Below are 23,103 nucleotides of genomic sequence, written 5' to 3'. Positions count from 1 at the left end.
TTCCTCTCGTGATCCCGCGCCGTCCCCGGCTCAGCCGAAGTCGTCGTCGCTGTCGGCGGAACCGTCGTCCCAGTCCCCGTAAGCGGAGTCCCCGGCGCCCCCTCCACCGTCGCCGCCCGACGCGCTCGCCTCGGCCTGGCGGCGCATCTCCTCCTCCTCTTCCGGGGTGAGAGAGGTCGGGGGCACGGCCAGCGTGCCAAAAACGGCGCCAGCGGTCACCGCGCCCAGGACGGTGCCCAGCCGACCGCCGAACGACGTCCGGTTCACCGTCAGCACCCCGTCGCTCCACAGCGTGCGGCCGTACCCGGCCTCCCTGCCGTAGATCGCCGGGCGCCCGTCCCCGTACACCCGCTTGACGATCCGCCGGCCCAGCAGCTCGTCGCTGCCCGTATGACCGCGTTCGTTGCGCCACCGCACGATGCGACGGCTCGCGCTGTCGGCGCTGCGCCACTCCTGGCGGCCGTCCGAGTAGCGCCGGTGGACCGTGCGGTCGGCGAGCAGCTCGTCGCTGTAGGTGATCTCCCGCCTCTGCGGCTGCGGCACTGCGGTTCCTCTCATGCGGTGGGCCAGCTCAGGAAACCCGCCCGGCGTACCTGACGAAGTTCGGTCAACTGCGAGCGGGGCGCGCGCACTTCCCGTACGAGACGGTGCACCGTACGGATCAGTGACGCCGGGTTCACGGCGGCCAGCTCCACGTATCTGCCGCGCCGCAGCCAGTCGCGCTCCCAGCGGCTGAGGGCGGACGCGAGCCCCGGAGCGGCTCCGGCACCGGAGGCGGCAGCCGGGGCCGGCCAATGGCCGGGTATCGCCGCGTACGCCGGACCGCGGCCGTGGACCAGATGGAGCGCCCCCGCCTGCCGGGGCCGCAGCCCCAGCGGGACGACCCGCACCCCGTCCGGTACGTCGACGGAGCGGGCGAACCGCGCGGGGAAGGTGAGCCCGTGCGCGCTCGCGTCGTGCAGAAGGTAGACCGTCGCCCGCTCGGCCAGCGAGAGCATCCTCAACACCCGTGTATCAAGGGGCAGTTCGGAGGCGCCGTAGACGGGGCATGCCGACTCCATCGGCACCCCGTTGGCCCGCAGCATGGCGGCGATGTCGTCGGACTCGCACACCAGCAGCCTCGGCAGGCCGTAGTCGAACAGGTCGGGTTCCGGGGTGTGCCGGCCGGCCGGCCGAGGGGGGCCGGGGACAACGGGCGGCAGGAGGCCGTCCACCGTGTCCGGGCCGAGGCGGTGCAGCGCGCCCCGGAAGGCCGTGTAGGTCAGCGCGGGTGCCGACGTGAAGTGCGTACGCCGGGGCGCCCGGTGCCACGGCAGCAGCACCCGGCACACCTCGTAGTACAACTGCCTCTCGGTGAAGCGCAGTTGACCGGGTGCGGCGGCCTTCTCGGCCGCCGTACGCAGTACGCGGTCGAGGATGGCCTGCCGTATCTGCCCCGCCTGTCCGGCCTGTCCGGCCTGTCCTGTGTGCCCGGGGGCCGTCGCGTGGTCCATGTCCCCGTGCCCGCTCTCCCCCGCGCGGCCCGTGTCCGCGTCCGTGAGGTGGCCCGCGTCGCTCATGACGCCGTCGGCCACGTGAGGAACCCGACCTGCTGAGCACGCCCCAGGTCGGGGTCGGCTATCCCCTCCGCCCGGTCCACCGCCCGCGCGACCACGGCCAGCAGCTTCGCGGGCGTCACGGAGGCGATCGGCGACCACCAGCCGCGGGACAGCCAGTCGGCCTCCGCCTCGGTCAACCGCGACGCCGCGGCCCGGATGGCGTCCCGATCCGCGGGAGCCAGCGGACTTCTCAGCCGTACGGCGTGGGGGTTGTCCTTCACGGTGCGCGGCAGCATCCCGGCGACCACCACCCGGTCGCCGAGCGCGGCCCTGGCCGCCGACGCGAACGCGAGCCCCGCCGGGCTGGCGTCGTGCAGGACTATCCCCACCGGGCCGGCGCCCCCGGACGGATCCGGGTCGCCGGGTATCCTCGCGAGCTGGTGCACGGACTGCGCCAGGGCGAGGGAGTGCTTCTCGTGCGCGCCGTTCAGCATGAGGCAGGCCAGCACGGTGGAGTCGGGACAGAGGAGCACCAGCTTCGGCGCCCGGCCGCCCGGGACCATGGGGTACATCCTGTTCCCCTCGGGCGCCAGCCCTGTCGGGGGCTTGTCGTAGACGGCGGTCCAGCGGTCTATCACCGAGGTCTTGAAGTCGCCGAAGGACATCGGCACATCGACCCGGCCCTCCCTCTTGGCGCGGCGGGCGCCGCGGATCGTCAGCACGAGAACCAGTACGACGTAGGCACCCGTGGCGGTGAGCGTGACCGCGATCACATACGGGTTGAACCCCGAGGAGCCGATGATCACCCACGAGGCCATCGCCCCGAGCACCAGCAGGACGACGGCGGTGAATCCGTACGTGCTTTTTTTGGCGGGAGTCCGGTTGCGAGCGGCCGCGTAGTAGAGCTGGGTGGGCGTGTAGCGCAGCCCTTCACCGTTGCCGAGCTTACCGATGAGCTTCCGCATCCGGACGTCGTGCAGGCGGAGCCTGTTCTCTCTCGGTTCGAGGGCGAACGCGCGCTTGCAGACCGGGCACATCCCGTTCCCTCGGTCCCGGTAGCGAGCGTCCTTGCCACAGTGCGGGCAGATCACGGCGGCCCCCTCCAACTGCCATGAGAAGCACATGGTTTCGTTGTGTCGAACGGACAGATCCTAGACGACGGAGCTTGATTCAGATGTCCAATTCCGGTACGCGAATGAAACGTGAGGCGAACGCGGAGAACGAGGTCCACGACGTCGCCGAATTCAGGGACGCCGCGAGGAACGTGGTCACGCCGGTCCTTCAACTCCCGCCGGACATCGCCCTCGCCGTGGTGACAGCCTTTACAAAGGTCGTGAGAGACGCGAAGAGAAGCGAATCGGCGACCACGACGGACAAGGACGGGATAACCCGTTTCCAGACTTTCGAGGAGGGCGACGTCTATATGCTCGAAGCGCCCTTCGACGACTTCTTCGCGGACCGTTATCTGATGGATTTCTACAATGTGGAGGAGCGCGGGGTCTGCTCCCGTATGCATATGCATACCGGTCTGCGATTCGTGCGGATGATGACGGGCCCGGATACGCGGATCCGGGTGAGCAGCCTCTCCCCGTTCGAGACCACCGGTGTCACCGGGGTGACTCCCTTCACCCTGCGCTGCTTCGAGGACACGCTGCCCGACACTCCGCCGGGTGTGGTGCGGACCCGCTTCAACCTGGTGGTGCCGCCCTGCTCCTTCGTGGACATGCAGATCCCGCGCGGTGTGAGCCACCAGTTCAACGCCGTCGGCGAGCACGCGGTGATCGATTCCGTGCACCCCGAGGAGTCCGTCGAGACGTTCCGCGAGAAGATGACCGGCTACAGGATGATGGCGCAGACGGTATTTCTGGCGGACGAGCTCCCCGCCTCGGACACCTGCGCGGATCTGCCCACCTGACCCGCGGCTGCGGGACACGCGCCGACGGGGTCCCGACGGGGTGCCTGAACCGCTACCCGTCGTCCGCGGCGAGCGTCGACGCCGTCGAGGCCGTCGAGCCCGCCGAAGTGGTGGAGAGCCGGCGCAGCCACTCCGTCATCAGGGCCTTCTCGGCGGTGCTGAGCCCCGACTCACCCGACTGCCCCAGCAGGACGTTCAACTGGGCGGCCGCCGCGGGCAGCTGAGTCCTCTTCGCGGGCCGGTCGGCGCGCTCCGCCATCACTTCCGGGGTGAAGACGGTGGCGTGCACGGCGTCACGGACCCGCCGGGAGGTGTCCCTGTCGGTGAAGGTCGAGGGGCGGGCGACCAGCATCAGCGCCACCCCGACGTTGGCCGACATGACGACCTGGGCAGCGGCCTCGGGCGCCAGACTCAACTTGCCGTCCGCCGCGGCCCGCCGAAGATCCCTGGTGAGGATCTCGTGCGACTCCAGGGCCGCCGCCGGGGGCGTACGCATCGCGGGGGAGTACATCAGCCGGTACAGATTCGGGTTGCCCAGCGCGAACTCGACATGGCTGTCCCAGCCGTTGCGCAGATCCTCGATGGGATCGTCCTGCGGCGTCCGCTCCCGCTTGGTCTCCAGATACTTGTCGAAGCCGTAGTCCACGACCGCGGACAGCAGCCCTTCCTTGTCGCCGAAGTGCCGGTAGAGCGCCGGGGCACCCACCTGCGCGGCGTCGCACACGGCCCGGGTGGAGACGTCCCCGTCGGGCGACTCGGCGACCAGTCGTGCCGCGACTTCGAGGATCCGTGCTCGTGTGCTCATGGCGGACGACCGTATCAAGGGCTCCGTAGCGCTGTTACTCACGACGGAGCGACACCCGGAGCGAGGAGGTCGGCCAGCCCGATACGGGTGAGGAACTCGGCCCTTATCCGGTCCGCCACCCGGCTGACCTCTTCGGAGCCGTCGTTCACCGGGTCCACATGGACCCTGAACGGCCGCGTGCCGTACGGGGCGTTCACGACCGCGACGATGGCGTCGGCGACCTGCGACACGTCCGCGTCGGCCGGCGCGAGCTCGGCCAGGCGCAGCGCGACCTGGTCCATGAGACCCGCGTACCGCTCCTCGTAGGCGGGGACGACGGTCCGCTCCGACGGGTGCCCGCCGGTGACGAAGTGATTGGTGCCGGTGGTGAAGGAGCCGGGCACCACGATGCTGGTCTCGATGCCGAAGCGGGCCAGCTCGGCGGCGTACGAGACGGCGAGGGAGTCCATGGCGGCCTTCGCGGCGAAGTACGGAGCGAGATAGGGCGGCGTGCCGCCACGGCTCGACGTGGAACCGATCCACAGGACCAACCCGTGCCGCTGGGCGCGCAGATGAGGCAGTACGGCCCTGTTGACGCGCTGGGTGCCGAGCACGTTCGTGTCGTAGACGGCCATCAGCTCCTCCGGCGTGAACGCCTCGGTGGGCCCGGTGACCATGTGCCCCGCGTTGTGCACGATCACGTCGAGCCCGCCGGCCTCGGCCAGCACGGTGGCCGTGGCGGCGTCGACGGACTCCTGGGAGAGCACGTCCAGCTCGACGGTACGGAGGTCCACCCCGTACGCGGAGGCGTACGCGCGCGCATCGGCGACCCGGTCCGCGTTACGGCCCGTGGTGTCGCGCATCGCGGCGTAGACGGTGTGCCCGGCGCGGGCGAGAGAGCGCGCGGCGAGCGCTCCGAAGCCGGAACCGGCGCCCGTGATCACAATGGTCTTCGCGGTGTCATTCATCAGGGAACTCCTCGATCGGTCGGAAGATTTGGTTCGGACGAACGGTTTCGGGCAGATCGGTGTCGGGCGGATCGGTGTCGGACGAATCGGTGCGGTGCCCGACACGGGCGGCGTCAGATGATGCCGCCGTTGGCACGGAGGACCTGGCCGTTGACCCAGCGGGCCGGTCCGGCGAGGAAGGAGACGACCTCGGCGATGTCCTCCGGCCGGCCGAGCCGCTCCAGCGGCGCCTGGGTGGCCATCCGCGCGAGGGTCTCCTCGTCCTTGCCCTCCAGGAACAGGTCCGTGACGGTCGGCCCCGGCGCCACCGCGTTGACGGTGATGTCCCGTCCGCGCAGCTCCCTGGCCAGGATCAGCGTCATCGCCTCGACCGCGCCCTTGCCGGCCGCGTACGCCGTGTATCCCGGGAAGGCCAGGCCCAGCACCGAGCTGGAGATGTTGACGATCGCCCCGCCGTTCCGCAGTCGGCGCGCGGCCTGCTGGTCGACCACGAACGTGCCGCGGATGTTGGTGCGGTGCATCCGGTCCAGCGCGTCCAGCTCGGTGTCGACCATCGGCGTGACGGACATGACACCCGCCGCGTGCACGAGGACGTCGACACCGCCGAAGGCTTCCTCCGCCGCGTCGAACAGCGCCGACACCGCGACCTCGTCCGCCACATCGGCCCGGAAGGCGACGGCCGTCCCGCCCGCCTCCGTGATGGCGGCCACCGTCGCCTCCGCCGCCGCCCGATTCCCCGCGTAGTTGACGACGACGGCGTGTCCGTCGGCCGCCAGGCGCCGCGCGCTCTCCCGGCCGATGCCGCGCGACCCTCCGGTGACGATCACTGTTCGACGTGCGGCGGTCGGCTGCTCGCTCATGACGTTGCTCCCTGTGTCGGCGTACGGGCGTGAGAAGCGAGGCATCGACCGGGACAGCGGTCTCCGCCTCGCGACAGCAACGACGCTAACAGAACTGACGTAGCGTCGCTACCCTCTCTCGTAACATCGCTACGCCGTCTCCGGAGAGTCCGCTACGCCCCTCGCCGCCGACCTGCGGCTACGGGGTCCGACAGAGTGATTCGAAGAAAATTTTCCCGAGCTGTCGAGAACCCGTGATCGGCTCCGACGTCCCCTGTGAGAGTTGCCCGGAAGAGGCGACACCACAGGAACAAGGAGTGAAGTCATGAAGTATCTGGTGATGGTCCAGGGCTCCCAGGCCGACTACGACGCCATGAACGGCAAGGGGTCCGAGCACAGCCCGGCCTGGAGCGAGAAGGACATGCAGGCGATGTTCGCCTTCATGGGGGAGATCAACAACGACCTCGCCGAGTCCGGGGAACTGGTCGACGCGAACGGCCTGTCCGCGCCCTCGCAGACTCGCTTCGTCGGCGCGGACAAGGACGGCAAGCCCGTGATCACGGACGGGCCCTACGGCGAGACGAAGGAACTCCTCGCCGGCTACTGGGTGCTCGACTGCCCGAGCCTGGAGCGGGTCACCGAGATCGCCGCGCGCGTGGCGGCGTGCCCCCAGCCCGAGGGCACCCCGGTCTACCCCGTCGTCATCCGGCCCATCCCGGACGGTCCGGGGGTGGATGCCTGAGACACCGCGCGCACCTCGGTACGCCCGGGGTGTAATACGCGGTGTGAACCACGGCACGGAGGACAGCCCGGACGACCGCGCGGACGACGGAACGAACGACCGCACGAGCGACGGCGGCAACGGCGGTGCGAGCCGCACGGACGGTACAGGCCGCACGGACAGCGCGGCCCCACGCCGCACAAACAGCGCGGCCCCGCCGACGGGCCCGACCGCGATCGAGGACCTGCTGCGCCAGAACGCGCCGCAGGTCCTCGGCGCGCTCGTGCGCCGCTACGGCCACTTCGATCTCGCCGAGGACGCCGTACAGGAAGCGCTCATCGCCGCCGCCCAGCAGTGGCCGGCCGCCGGCCGCCCCGACAATCCCCGCGGCTGGCTGATCAAGACCGCCTCCCGCCGCCTCGTGGACCAGCTCCGCAGCGAGGAGGCGCGGCGCAGGCGCGAGGAGAGCGCCGCCGCGCTCACTCCCAGGGACGCCTTCACCGCACCGCCGCCCGGAGAGAGCCGCGCCCCCTCGGAGGACGACACCCTGACCCTGCTCTTCCTCTGCTGCCATCCCGAGCTGCCCGCCGCCGGGCGGACCGCGCTCACCCTGCGCGCCGTCGGCGGTCTCACCACCGCCGAGATCGCCCGCGCCCATCTGGTGCCCGAGGCGACGATGGCGCAGCGCATCAGCAGGGCGAAGCAGAAGATCAAGGGCGTGCCCTTCCGGCAGCCGGGGCCGGAGGACCGCGACCGCCAGCTCGCCACCGTGCTCCAGGTGCTCTACCTGATCTTCAACGAGGGCCATACGGCCACCTCGGGCAGCACGTTGCACCGCGCGGACCTCGCGTACGAGGCGATCCGGCTCATGCGAGCCATACGGCGGCTGCTGCCGGCAGAGGGCGCGGTGACGGGCCTGCTCGCGCTGATGCTGCTCACCGAGGCGCGGAGCGCGGCACGCACGGGACCGCACGGCGAGCTCATCCCCCTGGACGAGCAGGACCGCACCCGCTGGGACCGTGCCGCGATCGACGAAGGTACGGCGCTGGTCGAGGAGGCGCTGTCCCAAGGGCCCGCCGGGGCCTACCAGTTGCAGGCCGCCATCGCCGCGCTGCACGACGAGGCGCCGAGCGCGGAGGAGACCGACTGGCCCCAGATCGTCGCCCTGTACGACGAGTTGCTGCGCCGCGCTCCCGGGCCCGAGCCGATGGCAGCGCTGAGCAGGGCTGTTGCCATCGCCATGGCGCACGGGCCGGAGGCGGGACTCGCCGAACTGAAAGATGTCGGGGAGGAGTTGGCTGGCCACCACCGGCTCGACGCGGTACGAGCGCATCTGCTGGAGAGGGCGGGCGACAAGGAAGGCGCCCTGGCCGCGTACCAGTTGGCGGCCGGGCGCACGCTCAGCGTCCCGGAGACGCGCTATCTGATGATGCGCGCGGCACGCCTGCGCGGCTGACGGCCCGGCACCGGCACCGGCACGGCCCTCCCCGCGCCCGCACAGGACACATCAGGCCGTCAGCCGGTGAGGCTGCCGACCGTCCCCAGCTGCTTCCACTTGCCCTTCTCGCGCACGTCGATCCACACCGGCCGGTCCAGCGCCTGGTGGTCCTTGAAGCGGTACCGGCCCAGCAACCCCTTGACGTCGACGGCGTCCATCATCTTCCGCAGTGCGACCCGCGCGCCCTCGGGGTCCTCGTCCTTCCCGCCCGGTTCCGGCAGGGTCCCGTCGGCCATGACCCGCTGGATCCCGGCGGCCAGTACGAGCGTCCCGTCGTACAGCTCGACCGCGCCCCGTGCCTCGAACTTCTTCTTCAGCGAGGCCGGAGCGGCGCAGACCCGCGGGAACAGCTCGCAATCCGCCTTCGGCTGCCGCTCGTCGTGGAAGGAACGGAAGCGGAGCGTGCCGTCGGGAACCAACTTGTCGTGGGCGTCGGAGTATTCGTGGTCGTCCTCGGAGTCGCACGACGCCTCGTAGTTGTCCTGCACGAGCATCAACTGCCCGGACTTCTTCAGCGCGTCGACCCATCCCTCGCGCTGCCGGCTATTGGGCAGCGTGACGGCGTCCGGCCGGTTGTCCTGGACGTCCCGGGTGACGTCGGCCTCGTCCATCTCCTCCGGGTACGCCGCCGACTCGCCGGCCTCGACGCCCGCCTCGCGCAGCCCGTGCCCGAGCTTGAGGTGGTTCGGGTCCTCCTCGGCGAGTTTGTCGTCCCAGTGGTAGTCGGAGCCGACGATCACCTTGTCCGTGTCGTACGCGCCGCGCAGATAGCGCCCTTCCTGCTCGCCGACCTCGAACTCCGACGGCATCATGCCGAAGGAGTAGTCCGGACCCGAGCCTTCCTTGCACGTGTCGATCGCGGCCATGCGCTCGTCGAAGCCGGTTTCCATGCCGTCGACACTGCTGGTGTCACCGATCAGGGCGATCATGCCCGGGTACGTGTCCAGCAGTTCGGTCGCCGGGGTCTCCTGGTCGTCCTTCACCGGGACGACGCGCACCGGCAGCCGCTTGTCCGTCGTGCGCTCGACGTCCCTGAAGGCCGCCTCGACGATCGCGGCACGCTCCTCGCCGTACGACTCGTCGATGGACCAGTCGTACGCGACCCCGACGACGTACTCCTCGGCCATCGCCGCGCTGGGACCGCCGACCGGCGCGGTGCCGGACGAAGAAGACGAGGAGGAGGACGAGGAGGAGAGCACGATCCCGGTCGGTATCCCGAGCACGACGAGCGCCACGGCGGCACCGACGAGGGCGTTGCGCCGGCGACCACGCGGGGGAGGCGGCGGGGGGAGCGGGGAGGAGACCTTGGCGACGACACGAGGACGGGTGCTCGGACGTGCGTTCTCGGGCTCGGTCCTGCCGACGACCACAGGCGCGGGAGCGGGCACGGGCACGGGTGGGGACGGGGGCTCAGCTACGACGGCGACGGGCGCGACCTCGGCCTTACCCTCACCGTCCCGGTCTCCCCCGTCCCGCAGCCGCTCCAGTTCCACGCGCGCCGCATGAGCGTCCGACGGCCGGTCGTCGGGATCCTTGGCCATCAGGGAGAGGATCAACCGGTCGACCTCGGGCCCGAGTTCAGCGCGTGCACGGCTCGGCCGCAGCGGCTCGTCGTTCAGGTGGTTGTACATGATCCCGGCCGCATGACCGACGAACGGAGGCCGTCCGGCCAGGAGTTCGTACAGCACGCAGCCCAACGCGTAGAGATCCGTACGCCCGTCGCCGTTCCGCTGCTGAAAACGCTCGGGCGCCATGTACAGCACACTGCCGAACGGCGCCTGCCCGGTCCGGGTCAGCTGCGGATCGCTGGACCGCTCCTCGGTGTACTTGGCGATCCCGAAGTCCACGACCTTGGCGACACCCTCACCGGTGACCATGATGTTGGCCGGCTTGATGTCGCGGTGCACGATGCCCGCCGCGTGCGCGACCTCCAGCCCCCGGCACACATCCACGGCCCAGCCCAGCGCGTCGGCCAGGCTCACCCGCCCGCTCTCGGCGAGAACGTCGTGCAGCGTACGACCGTCCACCAGGGCCATCACCAGATACGGACTGTCGCCGTCCGTCCCGTGATCGTGCACGGCCACGATGTGCGGGCTGTCCAACGAGGCCACGGCCCGCGCCTCCCGCCGGAACCTCGCCAACTGCTCCTTCCGCTCACCCTCGTCCCCGGGCGCGCCAAGCAGCTTTACGGCAACCTCCCGCCCCAACTCCCGGTCCCGCGCCCGCCAGACCTCCCCCATCCCCCCGGCCCCGAGCAACTCCACCAACTCGTACCGCCCACTCAGCAACCGCCCCCGCACGATGCTTCCCCCCTCCACAACCGAGACTTCGAGGCTATCCCCCGCCCCGGCCTCGAACCCGGGGCGGGTCGTACCTCGAGGGGGAGGCTGTCAGTGGGTCAGGGCCTGGGGCGTGGTCTGGGGCAGGGGGTGCGGGGTGGGGCGGGGCGGGGGTGAGGGGAGGTGGATTCGGGTGGCCGAGGTGCCCGGGCCCTTGGGGGTCGGGGGGAGCCAGCGGGTGATGTGGGCGCGGTCGTGGAGCAGGTCCTCCTCCTTGTAGCGGCGGCAGCCGTGGTGCCAGACGAGGATGCCGGAGAGCCAGTTCTCCAGCTCCTTCACGTAGCCGTCGAGGGTCTCGCGCGCCTCGTCGTCGAGGGCGAAGTCGTCGTAGAGGACGGGGAGTTCGTTGGCCGCGACATGCTGGAACTCGCGCATGCGGCCCTTCATCAGGTCGTAGATGATCGCGACACCCGTCGGGTAGTCGCAGTTGAAGAAGGACTGCACGACCAGGACGCCGTTGTGGACCTCGCCCTCGAACTCGATCTCCTTCTGGTACGAGAAGAGGTCGTTCATCAGACAGGCGTAGTCCTGGGCGGCGTTCTCCAGGGACTTCATCGGGCCGCTGCGGTAGACCTCCGGCGGTACCGTCCGGCCGTGGCCGATGCGGGACAGGCTCATCGTCAGGTTGGAGCCGAAGGTCTGGCGGCGCATCTCGATGTAGTCGACGGGGTCCGGGATCCGGTTCTGGATCTGGTTGGCCAGCTCCCAGACCCAGCTGGCGGTCATCTCCTCGACAGCCGCGCGGAAGTCCCGGCGGGTGTCCCGGTCCATCGGGCCCGCCGTGCGGATCCACAGGTCGGCCAGGCCGCGCTCCAGGGCGCTGAGGGGTGGCGGGGTGGCGAGCGTGTCGACCGGCATGAACAGGGACAGCCGTTCGTTGCAGGCCTTGGCCGCCGTCAGATTGCGGGCGTGGCCGTACACGACGGGGAAGTAGTCGTCGCCGTACGTCCCCCAGGCCAGCCAGTCCGAGGTCAGGTCGAGCCCCTCGGGCGTGGCGTCCGGGTGGATGCCGGCGGCGCAGAGCGGGAGGTCGATGCGCCGGATGCGCTCCTCGTCCCAGACGTTCGAGCCCGGGATGCCCGGCTGCCCCTCCAGGATGCCCATCCGGTGGGCCCACTCCACGACGTGCTCGCGCGACGCCTCCAGATGCGGGCTGAGCGTCGCCTCGAACGGCATCTCGAACTCGGGGAGGATCGAGGGCCCCACCCGCTGGTACGGCACATGGCTGTGGGCGCGTGCTCTGGCGGGGGAGCCGCTGGTGAGGCTCTTGAGATGGTCCGACGCGGCCGTCCACCGCCCGACGGGGGTCTGCGAGAAGAGCGGCCCCGCCGTCTCCCCCGCCTCGGGCCCGCCATCCGCGTCCGCGCCGTTCATGTACCGGCTGGAGCGCATGTGCCACTCGTGCCCGCCGGACTGCCAGTCCTGGAGGCCCTTCACGTACGCGAGGGTCCCTGCCGCCGCGACCGGGTCGATGCCCTTGTCCACGAAGAGCGGGCCCAGCTCCGTCAGCGCCGTGTTCTCGAACTGGTGGAGCCGGGAGGTCAGCAGGTCGTTGACCGCGTCGGCCGCCTCCTGCGTGGTGCAGCCCAGGAACGTCTCCAGGACGAGCACCCCGTTGCTCAGCTCGCCCTCCTCCTCGATCTCCCGCTGGTACGAGAAGAGGTCGTTCCGCAGATGGACCCCGTCGGAGAAGCTGTCCCGCAGGACCCGCATCGGACGCGAGTCCGCGATCACGGCCGGCACCTCCGCGCCCGCCGCGTACTCGATGAGCCCCGCCGACCACGGCGCCCCGCCCACCTTGCGGCGCATCTCGATGTACTCGACGGGATTCGCGATCCGCTCGGCATTGATGTTGGCGAGCTCCCAGAGGGACTCGTTGAGCAGATTCTCCGTGCTCTCGGCGAATCTCGCCCGCCAGTCCAGGGACATCGACGGGACCGTCCGCCTCCAGAGATCCGCGAGACCCGCCTCGACCGGATTCGTCGGCTCGGGAAACCCGTCGGCGAGATCCATCGGCATGAACGCGGCGAGCCGGTCGAGATACGCCTTGCCGCCCTTGCGGTCCTGCGTTCTCTTGAAGATCTCCAGGAAGTGGTCGTCGAAGAAGAAGACCCACACATACCAGTCCGTGACCAGCGACAACTGCGGCCCTGTGCAGTCGGGATGGGTGTACGAGCACAGGAGCGCGTAGTCGTGGGCGTCGAGATCGCTCTGCTCCCAGATCCCGGAGCCCTCCAGCATCCCCATGTCCCGGGCCCATGTCCGGGAGTGCTCCCTGGCTTCCTCCAGACGCGGGTTGATGCGCGCCGGATAAGGCATGTAGAAATCCGGCAGTTCAAAGGGCTGTGTCACTGATGCGCGGCCTTTCCCGAGGATTCCGGAGCATTCCGGCAGCTGTCCGTGTCCAGCTCTACCCCTCGTCACGTACCGCCATCCGCGCCACAAAACAGTCGTATGAACACACCGTCAGGGCGTGGCCTCCCTGATATTTTCCCCCTCCCGGTCCACCATCTGCCCATGAGCACGACGATTCGCATCGCACAGCAACCCGAGGCCGACGAACTCCTCGCCCGCAGCCCGTTGGCCGCGCTGGTCGGCATGCTGCTGGACCAGCAGGTGCCCATGGAATGGGCCTTCGCGGGGCCGTACACCATCGCCGTCCGCATGGGGGGTGACGATCTGGACGCGCACGCGATCGCCGTGTACGACCCCGAGGCCTTCGCCGCGCTGCTCACGGAGAAGCCCGCCGTGCACCGCTACCCGGGGTCCATGGCCAAGCGTGTGCAGCAGCTCTGCCAGTTCCTCGTCGCGCACTACGACGGGGACGCGGCCGCACTGTGGCGAGATGTCGCCACCGGCACGGAGCTGCTCAAACGGCTGAGCGAACTCCCCGGCTACGGCAAGCAGAAGTCGCAGATCTTCCTCGCGCTGCTCGGCAAGCAGTACGGCGTACAGCCCGAGGGCTGGCGCGCGGCCGCCGGCGCGTACGGGGAGGAGGGCTCGTACCGCTCGGCGGCGGACATCACCGGGCCCGAGACCCTGGCCAAGGTCCGCGAGCACAAGCAGGAGACCAAGCGCGCGGCCAAGGCGGCGAAGGCGGCCGAGAGCACAAGGAGCTGAACGGGCGTCAGACGGTGGCCGGGGGACCAGGGCGAGGCCATGACTTGTGGCACATCTGTTCCCCTACGACCTTCCGGGTCGCTAGCTTTCCCTAGGTCGTGTCTTCGAAGTAGCGCCGTGGACACGGCCTGGTCAGCTCACCACCGTTCTCGTTCAGTTCGCTCCTTTTCGCTCGTTCGCATCGGAAGGACCCCTGTGAACGCAACGTCCCGCAGACTCCTGGCAGTCGCAGCCGCCACCGCGCTCACCGCCCCGCTTCTGCTGTCCGCATCCTCCGCCTCCGCGCACAACAGGCCCGATCCGGCGAGGGACGCGGCGAAACTCGCCGGGAAGCTCGTCAAGGAGGCGTCCGGCAAGGACGCGTACAAGCACCTGCAGAAGTTCCAGGACATCGCCGACTCCGCCGGCGGCCACCGCGCCGCGGGCTCGCTCGGCCACGACGCCTCCGCCGCGTACGTGTACAGCCTCCTCAAGAAGGCCGGCTACAACGTCTCGTACGACAGCTTCGAGTTCACGTACATCGAGACGCAGGCCCAGACGCTGAAGGTCACCGCGCCGACGCCGCGCGACTCCGAGGTCACGGCCATGTCGTACACGAAGTCCACGCCCAAGGGCGGGATCGAGGCCGAGCTCGCCGTCGTACCGGTCGACGCGACCACCGGCTGCGAGGCCGGCGACTACGCCGCGGGCGCCTTCACCGGCAAGATCGCGCTCATCCTGCGCGGCGGCTGCGACTTCGCCGTGAAGCAGCAGACGGCGGCCGCCGCGGGCGCGGTCGCCGCGATCGTCTCGAACAACACCGAGGGCGCCCTCAGCGGCACCCTGGGCGACCCGGCGGCGGCCAGGATCCCCACGGGCGGTGTCACCCAGGCCGAGGGCACGAAGCTCGCCGCCGAGGCGGCGGCCGGCCCCGTGACGGTCTCGCTGGACATCCGGCAGCTCCAGGAGAAGCGCGTCACGCGCAACGTGATCGCCGAGACCAAGGGCGGCAAGGCCGCGAACACGGTGATGCTCGGCTCCCACCTGGACTCCGTGACCGCCGGCCCGGGCATCAACGACAACGCGTCGGGCTCCGCCGGTCTCCTCGAAGTCGCCCTTGAGCTCGCCAAGTCGCACGAGAAGCCCGCCAACAAAGTGCGCTTCGCCTGGTGGTCGGCCGAGGAGCTCGGACTGCTCGGCGCCGACGACTACGTGAAGGGCCTCAGCCCCGAGCAGGCGGAGCAGATCAAGCTCTACCTCAACTTCGACATGATCGCCTCGCCGAACTTCGGCCTGTTCGTCTACGACGGGGACGACTCGGACGGCGTGGGCGCGGGCGCGGGCCCGGAGGGATCGGCACAGCTGGAGAAGGGCATCACCGACTTCCTCGACAGCAAAAACCACCCGCACGAGGGCACCGACTTCACCGGCCGCTCCGACTACGGGCCCTTCATAGAGGTCGGCATCCCCTCCGGGGGCACCTTCACCGGCGCCGAGGGCATCAAGACGGCCGCGCAGGCGACGAAGTTCGGCGGCGAGGCCGGGATCGCCTACGACCCCTGCTACCACGCGGCCTGCGACGACCTCGACAACATCGACAGGAAGGCTTTCGACGTCAACATCGACGTCATCGCCAACGCTGTCGGCCGCTACGCCCACGACCTGAGCCCGCTCACCGCGAAGGCGGGCGCGGCGGGCGCGGCGCCCTCGGCCAAGGCTGAGCGCACCACGGGTGGCGACACGGGCGTCGGCGCGTCGAACGCCCACGACCACGAGCACGAGTCCCGGGCCTGACAGCCCGAGAGTCCTGACAGCCGGAGATTCCTGACAGCCGGAAGGTCTGACGACCTGACGGTCCGACTCTCTGACCGGCAGCCCGGCTGACGGAAAGACATGAACCGCGGGCGCCGGGGGAGCTGATTCCCCCGGCGCCCGCGGTGCGTCCGCCCGTCGCACAGGCGGCGGCCGTCGGACCTCCCTAGAAGGCGATATGGGCGGCGACGTCACCGGACGGGACGGTTCCACTCATACGTCGCTCCCACTTTGACCCGTATGGATCTGTTTGCACCCCCGCGCCATGGCTGCGCCCGGAGGCGCTCGCCCGGTAGGCTTTCCGTGTGATCTTCAAGCGCATCGGTAACGGGCGGCCGTATCCCGACCACGGCCGGGAAAGCACCCGGCAGTGGGCGGATGTAGCGCCGCGCCCGGTCCGCCTCGATCAGCTCGTCACCACGAAGGGCCAACTGGATCTGGAGACGCTGCTCGCCGAGGACTCGACCTTCTACGGAGACCTCTTCGCCCATGTCGTGAAGTGGCAGGGCGACCTCTATCTGGAGGACGGACTGCACCGCGCCGTCCGCGCCGCACTCCAGCAGCGGCAGGTGCTGCACGCGCGCGTGCTCGAACTGGACCTGGGCTGACAGACCGGCCGACGGACCGGCAGGCCGAAGGTCGCCACTGAGCCTTTCGGGGTCTTTCCGGCCTCTTCGGGCCCAACCCATTGATCATTTAGTAGGAATCACTACCGCCGCGCACTACGCTGCGGCCATGAGCATGCTCACCCCCCCTGGCATGGGCGGCAAATATCGTATTACGGGTTCCAAGTACCCCCGCATGCGCCGCCCCCGTCACCGCCGCAGGATCGTGCTCGCGGCCATCGCCGGAGTCGTCGCCCTCGGCCTCGTCGGCTGGGGGACCGTACAGCTCATCGACGTGTTCACCGCGGACGACGGAACGAAGAAGAAGACCACGACCGCCACGGCCAGCGGGCGCGACTGCAAGCCGTCACCGTCCGCGTCCGCGGCGGTCGCCAAGCCGCTGCCCAAGCCGGCCCAGATCAAGGTCAACGTCTACAACGCGACTCCGCGCGCGGGACTCGCCAAGACCACCGCGGACGAGCTCAAGAAGCGCGGCTTCGTCATCGGCAAGGTGGGCAACGCGCCGGCGGCGTACGACAAGAAGATCCCCGGCACCGGCATACTGCTCGGCGCCCCGGCCGCCGCGGACGGGCCCCTCACCGTGCTGGGCGCCCAGTTGAAGGGCGCCAAGTCCCAGCACGACACCCGGACGACCAAGGACGTCGACCTGCTGATCGGCACGGCCTTCAAGAGCCTGAGCGTCCAGAAGGACGCCGCCCAGGCCCTGGCCACCCTCTCCAGGCCCGCGCCCGGCGGCCCCTGCTGAGCAACGCCACAGACCAAGGGCCCTGTCCGGCGGACAGGGCCCAGGAGTCGTCGTACCCGGACAGGACCTAGTCGACCGTCCCGTACATACGGTCACCCGCGTCGCCCAGCCCCGGAACGATGTACCCGCGCTCGTTCAGCCGCTCGTCGACCGCCGCCGTGACGACCGTGACCGGTGTGCCCGCCAGCTCGCGCTCCATCACCTCGACGCCCTCGGGCGCCGCGAGCAGCACCACGGCCGTCACGTCGTCGGCGCCGCGGTCGATGAGCTCACGGAGCGCGGCGACCAGCGTGCCGCCGGTGGCCAGCATCGGGTCCAGGACGTACACCTGGCGGCCCGACAGGTCCTCGGGCATCCGGGTCGCGTACGTCGACGCCTCAAGCGTCTCCTCGTTGCGGATCATCCCGAGGAAACCGACCTCGGCGGTCGGGAGCAGCCGCATCATGCCGTCGAGCATGCCGAGACCGGCCCGGAGGATCGGCACCACGAGAGGCCGCGGGTGGGACAGCCTCACACCCGTGGTCGGCGTCACCGGAGTCTCGATGTCGACCTGCTCGGTGCGCACGTCCCTGGTGGCCTCGTACGCGAGCAGGGTGACCAGCTCGTCGGCGAGGCGTCGGAAGGTAGGGGAGTCGGTGCGCTTGTCGCGCAGCGTGGTGAGTTTGTGCGCGACCAGCGGGTGGTCGACGACATGAATCCGCATGCCTCAACAGTAACCGTGGCCCGGCCCCCGGCCCCGGCGGGCATCAATCCCCCGCCCGCAGGGAAGGTGATTGGGCACGCGTACAAGGGGACGCGGGGCACACAGTCAACCGACTCGTGGGGTGGTGAGGCGGCGATGCCGGACCGGCAGCGGCGGAATTCGCAGGGACGGGGCGGCGGCGGCCGGGCGGCCGAGGCCGAGGCGGAGGATCCCCTCGGGCTCCCGGCCCAAAAGGCCGCCGGACCCACCACAGGCCCCGGGCTCACCCCCGGACGCACATCCGAACCCGTGTCCGAACCTGTGTCCGACGCCACGCCCGACCCCTCCCCGGATCTCGCCTCCGAGGTCCCCTCGGACGACAGCGGCGCGGCCCGCCGGCGACGGCGCGCCCAGTTCCTGCGGGAGTTGAACGAGGCCAAGGCCCTGCGCGAGCGGGTGAAACCTCGGCAGGCCCGCGCGGCCCGGATGCGCCAGCAGATGCGGATGCGGACGTTCCGCTGGTAGTCACGTACGAGTCACCCAGCGGCCCTCCGCCCTTCGTGGGACGGCCACTTGGGCATCGCCCGTTCTCCGCCCCGGGGCCTTCGGACCCCCTCCCCCCGCACCGCGTCCGGCCCCGTCCAATAAAATGCCTCCACGACGCAACGACGGAAGACCTCTCGCAATCGCCCGCTTTCTGCCACGATTCCGAGTAGTGGGCGGGGCAGAGCGCAGCGCACCGCCGAATCGTCACCTCTGACCAGTGGGAGAGTCACGGTGTACTTCGCCGCACTGCTCGCGCGCACCGAAGACGGGTGGGAAGCGAGCGACACAGAGCTCGACGACGTGGAGACCTTGTCGGATCTGACCGACCTGGCCCGAGAAGCCTCGGTGGACGAGGACACGGTGCTCGTCTTCATCGAGCAGGAGGACGCCTGGTTCGGCGTGCTCCGCGTGGAGGGCGAGGAGGATCCTCGCATCTACGTCTCCGACGCGGCCATGGCCGCACGCTCCTCGTACGGGGAGATCCTGACGGACGAATTGCTCGGCGGGGACGAGGACGACCTCGCCGACGCCTTGGACACGCTGGACCTCGACGGCACCGAGGACGGCGAGATTGAAGAGCAGGAGGACACGGAGGACCCGGAGGGCAGCACCGGCCCCGCCGACGCGGCCGGCTCCGGGACCGTACCCGCGGGACCGGTGGGCGACCGCACGATCCTCGCCGACCTGGGCCTCTCGGAGGCGGAGTTGCTGGCGCTGGACACCGACGCCATGGCCGAGATCGCGGACGCGCTGGGCGCCTCCGAGGTCCTGGAGACCGCCCGCTAGTGACGGAGCGCGACCCGGCGAACGGACCGGAGACCGATCCGGTGCGTGACCCGTGGCGGGCGCCCATGCGTCTCGCCCTGGAAGAGGCCGCGCGCGCGACGCCGGCCGGCGATGTGCCGGTCGGTGCCGTCGTGCTGTCCCCGGACGGCACCGTGCTGTCCGTCGGCCACAACGAACGCGAGCTGACCGGCGACCCCACCGCGCACGCGGAGATCCTGGCGATCCGCCGCGCGGCGGCGAAGGTCGGCGCCTGGCGGCTGACCGGCTGCACGCTCGTGGTGACCCTGGAGCCGTGCACGATGTGCGCGGGCGCGCTCGTGCAGTCGCGGGTCGCCCGCGTCGTGTACGGGGCGCTCGACGAGAAGGCGGGAGCGGCGGGCTCGCTCTGGGACGTCGTACGCGACCGGCGTCTCAACCACCGCCCGGAAGTGATCCAGGGGGTGCTCGCCGAGGAGTGCTCGGAGCCGCTCAGAGCCTTCTTCCGGGACCGCCGGATTATCGATTTCTGAGCAGGGGCCACCTTGGGCTAAGCTCTCTCTCGGTAGCGTGTCCGAGCGGCCGAAGGAGCTCGCCTCGAAAGCGAGTGTGGGGAAACTCACCGAGGGTTCAAATCCCTCCGCTACCGCTCTCACACCCTCCTGATCTGCGGAAACGTGGATCAGGAGGGTGTTTTGCGTGGCCGTACGGCGCGGGGGCGACAAGGCCGCCCGGTGGTCAGCGCAGTTGGGCGATGACCTTCGCGAAGTCGGCCATGTGCGGTTCGAGTACGGAGAAGTACGTCACGCGGTACGTGTCCCGGTAGCCGTTCAGCGTCTCGGCGATCTGCTCGACCGATCCCGCCAGCACATTGGGGAGCCGCAGGATCTGGTCCCTGGTCAGATTGGGGGCCGTACGGTGGACGGCCGTCAGGTCCAGGGCGTCCAAGCCGGAGTTCGCCTCGTCGAGGACCACCGCCGACACGAACAGGTTCAGCTCCAGCCGGCCGAAGCGCGCGCCCGCCTCGGAGCGGACGTGGTCGACCCGGTCGGCGAGTACCTGCTGCGGGTCCAGACCCGGCGGGGTCCGGCGCGCCATGATCGGGAGGCCGACGATGTCCGCCTCACGGGCGGCCAGCCGCAGGATGCGGTCACCGAGACCGGCCAGGAGGAGCGGCGGTCCCGGGCGCTGGCGGACCGCGGGCTGCTGCTCCGGCATGGCGAACATCCGGTGCAGTTCGGCGACCGTGTGCGCCAGGTTGTCGACCCGTTCCTCGGCGGTGGGGTACGCCAGCTCCGCCGCGTGGAACTCCGCCCCCACACAGCCCGCGCCGAGCCCGACCTCCAGCCGGCCGTCGGTGAGCTGGTCGGTGTCCGCGATGTCCCTGGCCAGCAGCGCGGGCCGGTAGAAGCCGGAGTTGAGGACGAGGGTGCCGACCCGGAGGGTGGTCGTCGCGTCGGCGGCGGACACCAGGGCGGGGAAGGGCGCCGCCATGCCCAGATGGTCGGGGATGTGGAGCACGTCGTAGCCGAGCTCCTCGGCCTGCCGGGCCTTGGCCTGCCAGGCCTCGTGCGATCCGGTGGCCGTCATGCTGACGCCGAAACGGAAGGGGCGGGTGGACATGGGTTCCTCTCGACGGGATCGATGTCCCAAGAGGGGCGGTTTTACCTCTTTTGTTCATGATAGTCATGACACGGTCAGGGCCCGGTCCCTCCACGGAGAGACCGGGCCCTGACATGCTGCTTATGGCGGCGAAGCCGCCCCACGCCCCCAGGGGGCGGGCGACGCGACTACGGGAAGTTGATCACGTTCGACGGGATCGTCGACGTGCCCGAGGTCGGTGATCCGATGCTGTTGATCACATGGTTGTACTGGCCCATGCCGCCGAGTGAGACGACCAGGATGTTGTGGAACTTCACCCCTGGCTTCACCGGCGCCTGGAATCCGTGCTCCTGACGGATGTTCGGATCGGATGTGTAGTTGCAGTAGCTGCCCATCGCCCAGCCCTCATGGGTGACGACGGAGTCGTCCACCTTGTAGCCGGCGTAGCCCTGGATACTGCCGTTCTGGATGGCGGCCTGGTTCGGGGCGTCGTACGCCTTCTCGTTCTGGAAGAAGATCGTCCGGCCCCGCTCGCCACTCCACCGCACGTCGTACTTGTTGAAGTGTTCGACGAACAGCCCGGTCGCGAGGACGTCGTCACCGTTCACCTGGAGGCCGTAGTCGGCGCGGTTGGTCTCCCAGCCCACGCCGTCCCCGTGGTCCGCCCGCCAGATCCAGGTGTGGTCGATGATCGTGTCGTCGCTGTTGACGACCATGCTGGTGGTGGCCTTGCCGGGGCCCGCCCCGCCGATGCGGATGAAGACGTCCTGCACCGTCGTCGGGTTGGCGGAGTGGTCGGCAGAGGCGTTCTGCGGGCCGACCTCCAGCAGCGTCGGGGAGTTCACCGGTCCGGCGTCGATCAGGAAGCCGGCGAGCTTCACCCCGTCGACGTCGGCGACCTTCATCGCCGTCACGCCGTTGTCCGGGATGATCGTGGCGTAGCCGAGGCCGAGGACCACGGTGTTCGCCCGGTTGACGTTGATGGACTGGTCGACGTGGTAGATGCCCGGGGTGAAGAGCAGGTGCAGGCCCTGGGCGAGCGCCGCGTTGATCGTGGCCGCCGTGGCGCCCGGCTTGACCACGTAGAACTGGTCGAGCGGCAGGGACTCGCCCTGCGGTGTGCCGTTCCAGGAGACGCCGCGCGCGTTGGTGCGCTTGGCCGGTACGAAGACCTTGTACGTGTTGCCGTCCAGGTAGAGGAACGGCTTCTCGCGAGAGGTCGGGGTGTTGTTCAGGGTGGTGTACGGCGGGTTCGGGAAGGACTGCGCGGGCGCGCCCTCGACCCCGGAGAACGCCATGTTCCAGACCCCGTTGCCCCAGCCGCCGATGGCGCTGTCGCGGGTGTACCACTGCTGCTGCGAGTACGGCGTGATCTGGCCGTCGATCTTGCTGTCGGCGATGTAGCCGCCGCTGGCCCAGCCGAAGCTGGCCGGCGCCAGGTTGAGCCCGCCCTTGATGTGCATACGGCGGAAGGGGGCGGCCTGCGCGACGGCCCAGCGGTTGCTGCCGCTGACCGGGTTGAGCGCGAGGTTCTCGGCCGAGCGCCAGAAGTTCTGGGTGGCGTTGCCGTTGAACCAGCCGGCGTCCACGGTCACGTCGCCGTTGATGTTCGTGTCGTCGGGCTTGAGCCCGAGACCGGAGATCGAGGTGTAGAAGCCGAGTTGGGCGTTGAGGTTGTTGTACGTGCCCGGCTTGAAGAGCAGTTGGTAGCGGCCGGTGCCGAACTGGGCCGACTCCTGCTGCCGGAAGATCGTGTCGAGCGTGCCCTGGATGTTGGGCGTCGAGGGGTCGAAGACCTTGACGTTGGGGCCGAGGTCACCGCCGCCCTGGATCGGTCCGCCGGGGCCGCCGCTCTCGCCGTACACCTGGAACTCCCAGAGGGAGTAGCCGTACTGGGTGGCGCGGGTGGTGCCGGTCAGCTTCACGTAGCGGGCGTTGCCGGAGACGTTCAGCGTCTCGTTGCCGCCGGGGCCCGTGGTGGTGGAGTACGCGCTCGTCCAGCTGGTGCCGTTCGTGGAGAGCTCGATCTTGTACGCCCTGGCGTACGCGGCCTCCCAGCGCAGCACGACCTGGTTGACCGCGACGGAGGAGCCGAGGTCGATCTGGATCCACTGCGGATCGGCGGCGGCGCTCGACCAGCGGGTGCCGGTGTCTCCGTCGACGGCCGCGGCGGCGGGCGTGCCGCCGTTCTCCGTGCTGGAGACCGTGACCGGCTTGCCCTGGGAGAGCAGGACCGGTGCGGCGCTCGCGGGGGTGGCGGTGGGGATGAGCATCAGCAGGGAGGCGACCAGGGTGGCGGCGATGGATGCGGCGATCCCGCGGCGGCGTACCGACGCGGGTCTCCTGAACACCGGAACTACGGACAGCGGAGCGTGCATGGGCAGGTCTCCTGAAGTCTCGGACGACGAGGGGGAGTTCGGGGTGCGGAGAGATCCGGGCGGATACCCGGAGAGCGCTCTCTCGTATCGCAGATGGTTCTCCCGTGTTTCGTACACGTCAAGAGTTGTGCACACACCGGCCGTCATCGGTTGGTCTCCGATCAACAACTAACCGACCTGGCGGGGCATTTGACCGACTTCACCCACCTGTCTTGCGGAGTGTCCGTTCAGATCCTGACGGCGCGGGCC

General features: G+C 69.9%; 21 protein-coding genes and 1 tRNA gene. 11 read left to right on the top strand and 11 right to left on the bottom strand.

From position 1 onward, the window contains the following. Positions 1–30: 30 nt before the first annotated feature. The 3 genes from IEY79_RS06980 to IEY79_RS06970 are packed head-to-tail and all read right to left on the bottom strand — an operon-like array spanning position 31 to position 2,662. The gene (locus IEY79_RS06980) at positions 31–543 is read right to left on the bottom strand and encodes a hypothetical protein (protein WP_229700705.1); all 513 of its coding nucleotides are present in this window, start codon (positions 541–543) and stop codon (positions 31–33) included. 11 nt (positions 544–554) lie between these two features. Beyond that, positions 555–1,574, bottom strand: a complete 1,020-nt coding sequence (locus tag IEY79_RS06975; RefSeq protein ID WP_229700704.1) for a hypothetical protein — start codon at positions 1,572–1,574, stop codon at positions 555–557. Next, positions 1,556–2,662: a hypothetical protein gene (locus IEY79_RS06970; RefSeq protein ID WP_229700703.1), complete on the bottom strand. Its 1,107-nt coding sequence runs from the start codon at positions 2,660–2,662 to the stop codon at positions 1,556–1,558. Before IEY79_RS06970 ends, IEY79_RS06975 begins: the two co-directional genes overlap by 19 nt. A 71-nt stretch (positions 2,663–2,733) precedes the next feature. On the opposite strand from IEY79_RS06970, the gene IEY79_RS06965 reads away from it, so the two are divergent. Next, on the top strand, positions 2,734–3,453 hold the full coding sequence (locus IEY79_RS06965; RefSeq protein WP_189106407.1) for a hypothetical protein: 720 nt from the start codon (positions 2,734–2,736) through the stop codon (positions 3,451–3,453). 52 nt (positions 3,454–3,505) lie between these two features. Here IEY79_RS06965 and IEY79_RS06960 read toward each other — a convergent pair whose 3' ends face one another. From IEY79_RS06960 to IEY79_RS06950, 3 genes are all read right to left on the bottom strand, one after another. After that, positions 3,506–4,258 (bottom strand): TetR/AcrR family transcriptional regulator, encoded by a 753-nt coding sequence (locus tag IEY79_RS06960; RefSeq protein ID WP_189106406.1) that lies wholly within the window; start codon positions 4,256–4,258, stop codon positions 3,506–3,508. Between the two features lie 38 nt (positions 4,259–4,296). Then, entirely contained in the window at positions 4,297–5,205 is a 909-nt protein-coding gene (locus tag IEY79_RS06955) for an SDR family oxidoreductase (RefSeq protein WP_189106405.1), read from the bottom strand. Positions 5,206–5,318: 113 nt separating this feature from the next. Then, positions 5,319–6,065: an SDR family oxidoreductase gene (locus IEY79_RS06950; RefSeq protein WP_189106404.1), complete on the bottom strand. Its 747-nt coding sequence runs from the start codon at positions 6,063–6,065 to the stop codon at positions 5,319–5,321. A gap of 304 nt (positions 6,066–6,369) precedes the next feature. Between IEY79_RS06950 and IEY79_RS06945 the strand changes: the two genes are divergently transcribed. Both IEY79_RS06945 and IEY79_RS06940 read left to right on the top strand, forming a co-directional pair. After that, positions 6,370–6,786, top strand: coding sequence for a YciI family protein (locus IEY79_RS06945; protein WP_189106403.1), 417 nt, complete (start codon positions 6,370–6,372; stop codon positions 6,784–6,786). Positions 6,787–7,000: 214 nt separating this feature from the next. Continuing rightward, the gene (locus IEY79_RS06940; protein ID WP_189106453.1) at positions 7,001–8,221 is read left to right on the top strand and encodes an RNA polymerase sigma factor; all 1,221 of its coding nucleotides are present in this window, start codon (positions 7,001–7,003) and stop codon (positions 8,219–8,221) included. Positions 8,222–8,280: 59 nt separating this feature from the next. Here IEY79_RS06940 and IEY79_RS06935 read toward each other — a convergent pair whose 3' ends face one another. After that, positions 8,281–10,563, bottom strand: a complete 2,283-nt coding sequence (locus IEY79_RS06935; protein ID WP_189106402.1) for a serine/threonine-protein kinase — start codon at positions 10,561–10,563, stop codon at positions 8,281–8,283. 90 nt (positions 10,564–10,653) lie between these two features. Next, positions 10,654–12,954: a terpene synthase family protein gene (locus tag IEY79_RS06930; protein ID WP_229700702.1), complete on the bottom strand. Its 2,301-nt coding sequence runs from the start codon at positions 12,952–12,954 to the stop codon at positions 10,654–10,656. A 165-nt stretch (positions 12,955–13,119) separates the two neighbouring features. Here IEY79_RS06930 and IEY79_RS06925 point away from each other — a divergent pair, with 165 nt between their 5' ends. From IEY79_RS06925 to IEY79_RS06910, 4 genes are all read left to right on the top strand, one after another. Further along, positions 13,120–13,722 carry an HhH-GPD-type base excision DNA repair protein gene (locus IEY79_RS06925; RefSeq protein ID WP_189106401.1) on the top strand — a complete coding sequence of 201 codons (603 nt, stop codon included), beginning with the start codon at positions 13,120–13,122 and terminating at the stop codon, positions 13,720–13,722. Positions 13,723–13,917: 195 nt separating this feature from the next. Continuing rightward, entirely contained in the window at positions 13,918–15,495 is a 1,578-nt protein-coding gene (locus IEY79_RS06920; protein WP_229700701.1) for a M28 family metallopeptidase, read from the top strand. 323 nt (positions 15,496–15,818) lie between these two features. Continuing rightward, a complete protein-coding gene (locus IEY79_RS06915; RefSeq protein ID WP_023540426.1) occupies positions 15,819–16,121 on the top strand; it encodes a type II toxin-antitoxin system VapB family antitoxin in 303 nt (100 codons plus the stop codon). 127 nt (positions 16,122–16,248) lie between these two features. Then, positions 16,249–16,884, top strand: coding sequence for a LytR C-terminal domain-containing protein (locus tag IEY79_RS06910; RefSeq protein ID WP_189106400.1), 636 nt, complete (start codon positions 16,249–16,251; stop codon positions 16,882–16,884). Between the two features lie 67 nt (positions 16,885–16,951). Here IEY79_RS06910 and upp read toward each other — a convergent pair whose 3' ends face one another. Further along, on the bottom strand, positions 16,952–17,587 hold the full coding sequence (gene upp / locus IEY79_RS06905; RefSeq protein ID WP_189106399.1) for a uracil phosphoribosyltransferase: 636 nt from the start codon (positions 17,585–17,587) through the stop codon (positions 16,952–16,954). Positions 17,588–17,875: 288 nt separating this feature from the next. Here upp and IEY79_RS06900 point away from each other — a divergent pair, with 288 nt between their 5' ends. The 4 genes from IEY79_RS06900 to IEY79_RS06885 all read left to right on the top strand — a co-directional run bounded on the left by IEY79_RS06900 (position 17,876) and on the right by IEY79_RS06885 (position 19,523). Further along, complete coding sequence (locus tag IEY79_RS06900; protein ID WP_373292480.1) at positions 17,876–18,091, top strand: hypothetical protein; 216 nt, start codon at positions 17,876–17,878, stop codon at positions 18,089–18,091. Positions 18,092–18,343: 252 nt separating this feature from the next. Beyond that, complete coding sequence (locus IEY79_RS06895) at positions 18,344–18,898, top strand: tRNA adenosine deaminase-associated protein (protein ID WP_189106398.1); 555 nt, start codon at positions 18,344–18,346, stop codon at positions 18,896–18,898. Positions 18,899–18,963: 65 nt separating this feature from the next. Then, positions 18,964–19,407, top strand: a complete 444-nt coding sequence (gene tadA, locus IEY79_RS06890) for a tRNA adenosine(34) deaminase TadA (protein WP_189106450.1) — start codon at positions 18,964–18,966, stop codon at positions 19,405–19,407. Between the two features lie 31 nt (positions 19,408–19,438). Then, positions 19,439–19,523: transfer RNA gene (locus tag IEY79_RS06885), tRNA-Ser, on the top strand. Between the two features lie 89 nt (positions 19,524–19,612). On the opposite strand, the gene IEY79_RS06880 is transcribed toward IEY79_RS06885, so the two are convergent. Together IEY79_RS06880 and IEY79_RS06875 are read right to left on the bottom strand one after the other, a co-directional pair. Then, complete coding sequence (locus IEY79_RS06880; RefSeq protein ID WP_189106397.1) at positions 19,613–20,497, bottom strand: TIGR03621 family F420-dependent LLM class oxidoreductase; 885 nt, start codon at positions 20,495–20,497, stop codon at positions 19,613–19,615. A 167-nt stretch (positions 20,498–20,664) separates the two neighbouring features. Next, a complete protein-coding gene (locus IEY79_RS06875) occupies positions 20,665–22,854 on the bottom strand; it encodes a discoidin domain-containing protein (protein WP_189106396.1) in 2,190 nt (729 codons plus the stop codon). Positions 22,855–23,103 lie beyond the last annotated feature (249 nt).

The sequence above is a fragment of the Streptomyces camponoticapitis genome (assembly GCF_014646115.1).
GTDB classification, from domain to species: Bacteria; Actinomycetota; Actinomycetes; order Streptomycetales; family Streptomycetaceae; genus Streptomyces; species Streptomyces camponoticapitis.
This window is presented reverse-complemented; position numbering and strand designations above follow the sequence as displayed.